The 6,040-nt window shown below is 68.3% G+C and carries 5 protein-coding genes and 1 pseudogene; all 6 read right to left on the reverse strand.

Features of this window, described 5'->3' with window-relative positions; genetic code table 11:
• Positions 1-6 precede the first annotated feature (6 nt).
• Positions 7-2,115, reverse strand: coding sequence for a flagellar biosynthesis protein FlhA (gene flhA / locus WC493_RS14260; RefSeq protein WP_373066200.1), 2,109 nt, complete (start codon positions 2,113-2,115; stop codon positions 7-9).
• 15 nt (positions 2,116-2,130) lie between these two features.
• Positions 2,131-3,519 carry a sigma-54-dependent transcriptional regulator gene (locus tag WC493_RS14265; RefSeq protein ID WP_373066201.1) on the reverse strand — a complete coding sequence of 463 codons (1,389 nt, stop codon included), beginning with the start codon at positions 3,517-3,519 and terminating at the stop codon, positions 2,131-2,133.
• Between the two features lie 13 nt (positions 3,520-3,532).
• On the reverse strand, positions 3,533-3,862 hold the full coding sequence (gene fliN, locus WC493_RS14270) for a flagellar motor switch protein FliN (protein WP_373066202.1): 330 nt from the start codon (positions 3,860-3,862) through the stop codon (positions 3,533-3,535).
• Between the two features lie 4 nt (positions 3,863-3,866).
• Positions 3,867-4,511, reverse strand: a complete 645-nt coding sequence (locus WC493_RS14275) for a hypothetical protein (RefSeq protein WP_373066203.1) — start codon at positions 4,509-4,511, stop codon at positions 3,867-3,869.
• A gap of 17 nt (positions 4,512-4,528) precedes the next feature.
• Entirely contained in the window at positions 4,529-5,548 is a 1,020-nt protein-coding gene (gene fliG, locus WC493_RS14280; RefSeq protein ID WP_373066204.1) for a flagellar motor switch protein FliG, read from the reverse strand.
• 1 nt (position 5,549) lies between these two features.
• Positions 5,550-6,040 (reverse strand): annotated as a pseudogene (locus tag WC493_RS14285) (flagellar M-ring protein FliF); the annotation flags it as partial.

Below are 6,040 nucleotides of genomic sequence, written 5' to 3' on the forward strand. Positions count from 1 at the left end.
CCTCCCTCAGATCTGGCCCAGCGTGCGGATCCGCGCGCGGGGGTGGATTTCGTTCTGCGACATGACGACGGTCTGCGGCCTGAAACGTTCGACGATCGAGCGGACATAGGGCCGGATCGCCGGGCTGGTCAACACCACCGGCAGTTCGCCGTCGGCGGCGACGCGGTCGAGCGTGCTCTTGACCGACTGGATGAACTGCTGAAGCCGGCTCGGCGCCAGGGTGAGTTGCTTTTCCTCGCCCGGGCCGATCAGCGCTTCGGCGAAGGCCTGCTCCCAATCGGGCGACAGGGGCAGCAGCGGAATGTAACCGCCGGCACCCGTGTTGGCGAAGGAGATCTGGCGGGCCAGGCGGCTGCGCACATGTTCCGTGATGGTCATGATGTTCTGGCTGTAGCCGACCGCCTCGCCGATGCCTTCGAGGATGGTCGGCAGGTCGCGCACCGAGATGCGCTCGGCCAGGAGTTGCTGCAGGACACGCTGCACGCCGGCCACGGTGAAACGCGAGGGGATCAGGTCGGCGACCAGCTTCTGCTGCGGCTTGGGCAGGTCGTCCAGCAGCTTCTGGGTCTCGGCATAGGACAGAAGCTCGGCCATGTTGTCCTTCACCACCTCGGTCAGATGGGTGGTGATGACGGTCGCCGGGTCCACCACCGTGAGGCCGCGGAACTGCGCTTCCTCGCGCAGGCTCGTGTCGATCCAGGCGGCGGTCAGCCCGAAGGTGGGCTCGACCGTGGGCTCGCCCGGCAGGCTCACGGGCTCGCCGCGCGGGTCCATGACCAGCAGCATGTGCGGGCGGATGTCGCCCCGGCCGGCCTCCATCTCCTTCAGGCGGAGGACATAGGTGTTGGAGGCGAGGGAGACATTGTCGAGGATGCGCACCGCGGGCATGACGAAGCCCATCTCGGCTGCGATCTGGCGCCGCAGCGCCTTGATCTGGTCGGTGATGCGGGTGCCCGTGGTGTCGTTGATCAGCGGGATCAGGCCATAGCCGAGTTCGAGCCGCACGGCATCGATCGCCAGGGCGGCCGAGATCGGCTCTTCCGGCACCACGGCGCGCTGGCGTTCGGTCTCGGCGGCGGTATCGAGGGCGACCTGTTCGGCGACCTGCTTCCTTTCGATCCGATAGGCGGCATAGCCGGCGCCGGCGGCCAGCACCAGGAAGGGCAGGGCCGGCATGCCGGGCAGCAGGGCGAGCACGAAGGCCAGCGCCGCCGCCATGCCCATGGCCCGGGAGGAGCCGCCGAGCTGGCCGAACAGCGCCTTGTCGGCGGTGCCGCGGGTACCGCCCTTGGTGACCATCAGGCCGGCCGCGGTCGAGACGATCAGGGCCGGGAACTGCGACACCAGGCCGTCGCCGACGGTCAGGGTCGAATAGGTGTGCATGGCGTCCGAGGCCGTCATGCCGTTCTGCGCCGTGCCGATGACGATGCCGCCGATCAGGTTGATCCCCGTGATCAGCAGGCCGGCCACGGCATCGCCGCGGACGAATTTCGCGGCGCCGTCCATGGCGCCGAAGAAGGTCGATTCCTGTTCGAGCTCGGAGCGCCGCTTGCGGGCCTCGTCTTCGCTCAGCAGGCCGGACGAGAGGTCGGCGTCGATCGCCATCTGCTTGCCCGGCATGGCGTCCAGGGTGAAGCGGGCGGCGACTTCGGCGATGCGGCCCGAACCCTTGGTGATGACGACGAAATTCACGATCACCAGGATCGCGAAGACGATGATGCCGATCAGGAAATTGCCGCCCATGATCAGCCCGCCGAAGGCGGCGATGACATCGCCGGCGGCATGGGTGCCCTCGTGGCCGAACTCCAGGATCAGCCGGGTCGAGGCCAGGTTGAGCGCCAGCCGGAGCATGGTGGCGATCAGCAGCACGGTCGGGAAGGAGCTGAAGTCGAGCGGCTTCTCGATGAACAGCGCGGTCATCAGGATGAGCACGCTGAGGGTCACCGAAAGCGCCAGCGAGATGTCGAGCAGGAAGCTCGGCATCGGGAAGATCAGCACGGTCAGGATGACGATGACGCCGAATGCCAGCAACACGTCGCCGCGCCGCAGCGCCGTGTTCAGCCGCCCCAGGAGGGCCAGGGGGTCGAAGCCGGTGCTGGTCCTGCTCTCGCTCATCGCGGCCTATCCGCCTCAGGCCAGGCCGGGGCGGGCTTCGCCCGGCAACGGCACGGGGACGCCTTCGTCGGTATATTGCTTCAGCTTGTTGCGCAGCGTGCGGATCGAAATGCCCAAGATGTTCGCGGCATGGGTCCGGTTGCCCAGGCAATGGTCGAGCGTGTCCAGGATCAGGTCGCGCTCGACATCGGCGACCGTGCGGCCGACCAGTCCGCGGCCGCCCGGCGGCGTACCGCCGGCTGCGGCCGAGGCCAGCGCGATCGAGGTGACGGCCGGGTTCTGGCCGGCGGCCTCGACCGGGCGAGAGCCGTCGGGCAGGACGATGGCGGCGGGTTCGATGGTCGGGCCGGGCGACAGGAGAACGGCGCGATGCATCGTGTTCTCGAGCTCGCGCACATTGCCCCTCCAGGTATAGCTGAGCAGGAGCTTGCGCGAATCCTCGGCGATCGCCTTCGGGCCGGTCGCATTCAGTTCGGCGTATTTGCGGCCGAAGTGTTCGGCCAGCACCAGGACGTCGGCCGGGCGCCGGCGCAGCGGCGGGATCTTCAGGTTGACCACGTTCAGGCGGAACAGCAGGTCTTCGCGGAAAGTGCCCTTCTTCACCTCTTCCACGAGATCGCGGTTCGAGGTGGCGATCACCCGGATGTCGACCTTCACGGGCTTGCCGCCGCCGACCCGGTCGATCTCCCGCTCCTGGATCGCGCGCAGCAGCTTGGCCTGGAGGCGGACATCCATTTCCGAGATTTCGTCGAGCAGCAGGGTGCCGCCGTCCGCTTCCTCGAACTTGCCGATGCGGCGCGCCACGGCGCCGGTGAAGGCGCCCTTCTCGTGGCCGAAGAGTTCACTCTCCAGCAGGTTTTCCGGGATCGCGGCGCAATTGACCGAGACGAAGGGGGCATTGGCGCGCCGGCTCTTGCGGTGGACGTAGCGCGCCATCACTTCCTTGCCGGTGCCGCTCTCGCCGGTGATCAGGATCGAGGCTTCGGACGGCGCCACCTGGTCGGCCAGGCGTACCACCTCGGCCATGGCGGGATCGCGGAAGATCAGGCTCTGGCTCTCTTCGGCGACCGCTTCGAGGACGGCCGCGATCAGTTCCGGTTCCGGCGGCAGGGGGACATATTCCTTGGCCCCGGCGCGGATCGCCAGCACGGCGGCCCTGGTGTCGGTGCCGATGCCGCAGGCGACGACCGGGACATGGATGTGCTCGTCCGCCAGGGCGCGGATCAGCGTCGCGATGTCGAGCCGGACGTCGACCATGAGAAGGTCGGCGCCGCGCCCGGCACGCAGGGCCGTCAGGGCGCCCTCGACCGAATCCGCTTGGGCGACCTTGGCCCCGCGCGCCATGGCGATCTTGGAAGCGGCACCGAATTCGCCCGAGAGGGAGCCGACGATCATCAAACGCATGTTCTGCCTCCGCTCAGCGCCGGTCGCCCTTGATGATTTCCGTCATGGTGATGCCGAGCCGGTCTTCGACCACCACCACCTCGCCGCGAGCGACCAGGCGGTTGTTCACATAGATGTCGATCGCCTCGCCCACCTTGCGGTCGAGCTCGATCACGGCGCCCTTGCCGATGCGCAGCAACTGGCTCACCTGCATTCGGGACTTGCCGAGCACGGCCGAGACCGCCACGGGGATGTCGAACACGGCCTCCAGCTCCTGGGCGCTACGCACGGCGTCGCCGTCGTCCGGGGCACCCGGGGTGCCGTTCTGAAGTTCCTCAAAATTCATGTCACGGTCGGCGGGCATGGGGTCAACTCCGGAGCGCGTGGCCGGCGGCCTGCGCTGTAACGTAACGATTCACGGCGGATTCGATGGCGGCGGCGAGCGCCTTTTCGTCGCGCAGCACGCCGCCGTGGGCCCATTCGACGCGCACGTCGCCAAGTCCGAGCGTATCGTCGGCAAGCACGATCAGGCGGCCGGGGAAGGCGGCGGCGGCTGCCGCCGTCTCGAAGTGCGAGCGTGCCTGGTCGAGCACGGCGCCGGCGACATGGACCACCACCCGGGGCTCGTCGCGAAGCTCGGTCAGGCAGTCGTTCACCATGGCTTCCATCTCGGCCATGGGCAGGCCGGCGGTCAGGGTCTGGCACAGCTTGCGGGCGACCGCATGGCCGAGGGCGGCGGCATCCGCCTTCAACCGGCGCTCGGCCCCGGTGACGCGGGCGCCGAGATCGGCCACGGCCGCGGCGAGCTGCGCCGTCGCCGATGCCAGGGCGGCCTCGGTCTCGGCCTGCTGGGCGGCGCGGCCGGCCGTCTCGCCCTCGGCGAAGGCGGCGGCGCGGGCAGCGGCCAAGTCGTCGCCGCTGAAGCTCGGCGGCGGCGGGGCGGCCGGCTTCGGGCGCGGGCGGCCGGTGTCGAAGGCATTGTCGAAGTTGAATTTGATCGGGCCCTGGGCCATGACGCGTTACCCTCGCCTCAATAGACCAGTTCGTCCTCGCCCTTCGCGTCGGCGAGGACGATCTGACCCTGGGCGGCCAGTTCCTTGGCGGATTGCACCATCTGCATCTGGGCCTCGTCGACGTCGCGGAGTCGCACCGGGCCCATCTGCTCCATCTCTTCGCGGAGCAGCTTGGCGGCGCGTTCCGACATGTTGGAGAAGAACATGTCGCGCAGCGTGTCGGAGGCACCCTTGAGGGCCAGGGCGAGCCGGCTCTTCTCGATCGCCCGCATCAGGACCTGGACGCCGTTCGGGTCGAGCTTCTGCAGGTCCTCGAAGGTGAACATCAGGGCCTTGATGCGCTCGGCACTCTCATGGTTACGTTCTTCGAGTGCGGTGATGAACTTGCTCTCGGTCGCACGGTCGAGGTTGTTGAAGATCTCGGCGATCAGCTCGTGGGCATCGCGCCGCGCGGTCCGCGCCAGGTTCGACATGAATTCGGTGCGCAGCGTCTGTTCGACCTTGTCGAGCACTTCCTTCTGCACCGACTCCATGCGCAGCATCCGGTTGATCACCTCGAGGGCGAAATCCTCCGGCAGGTTGGCGACGACGCGGGCGGCATGTTCCGGCTTGATCTTCGAGAGCACGACGGCGACCGTCTGCGGATATTCGTTCTTCAGGTAGGCGGCCAGGACCTGCTCGTTCACATTGCCGAGCTTGTCCCACATGGTGCGGCCGGCGGGGCCGCGGATCTCTTCCATGATCTGGGTGACGCGTTCCTGCGGCAGCGACTTGGTGAGCAGCCGCTCGGTCGATTCGTAGGAGCCGATGAGACCGCCCGCCCCCGACATCTGCGAGGCGAATTCGACGAAGACGCGCTCCACCATGGCGGCGTTCACGCGGCCGAGCGTCGCCATCGCGGCCGAGATCTCCTTGATCTCCTCGTCGTCCATCAGCCGCCACAGGGGCGCGCCATGTTCCTCGCCCAGCGCCAGCATGAGAACCGCCGCCTTCTCGGGGCCGTTCAGGGGCCGGCCTTCGTCCTTGATCGCCGCCATCTCAGCTCTCCCGGTACATCCAGTTGCGCATCACCGACAGGGCCTCTTCGGGGTGACTCTGGACGATCTCGCCGACCCGCTTCAGGCTCGACGCCTTGACCCTGCCCTCGATGTTGGCGATGTCGATCATCTGCTCCATCTCTTCGTCCTGGGGACCCGCCAGCATGGGGCGGCCGTCGGGCCCGGCGAGGCGAGGCGCGCCGCCACCGGCGCCGCCCGGGAAATGGGAGGTGCCGGGGGCGCCGGGCGTCGCACCGGCCAGCGCCGGTCCTTCGAGCGGCGCGAGCAGGCGGCCGACCAGCGGCCGGATCACGAAGAAGGTGAGCAGCAGGGCGACGAGGCCGAGCACGCCGATCTCGCCGATCTTGAAATAGTCGTCCTTGGTCAGGCCGAGGAAGCCCAGGTCCGCCGCGGCCGCCTCGGGCATCTGGGTGTCGACGAAGGGCAGGTTGACGACGCGGATCTGGTCACCGCGCTTCTCGTCGTAGCCCA

This window comes from Zavarzinia sp. (genome assembly GCF_041650655.1).
Classification (GTDB): Bacteria; Pseudomonadota; Alphaproteobacteria; order Zavarziniales; family Zavarziniaceae; genus Zavarzinia.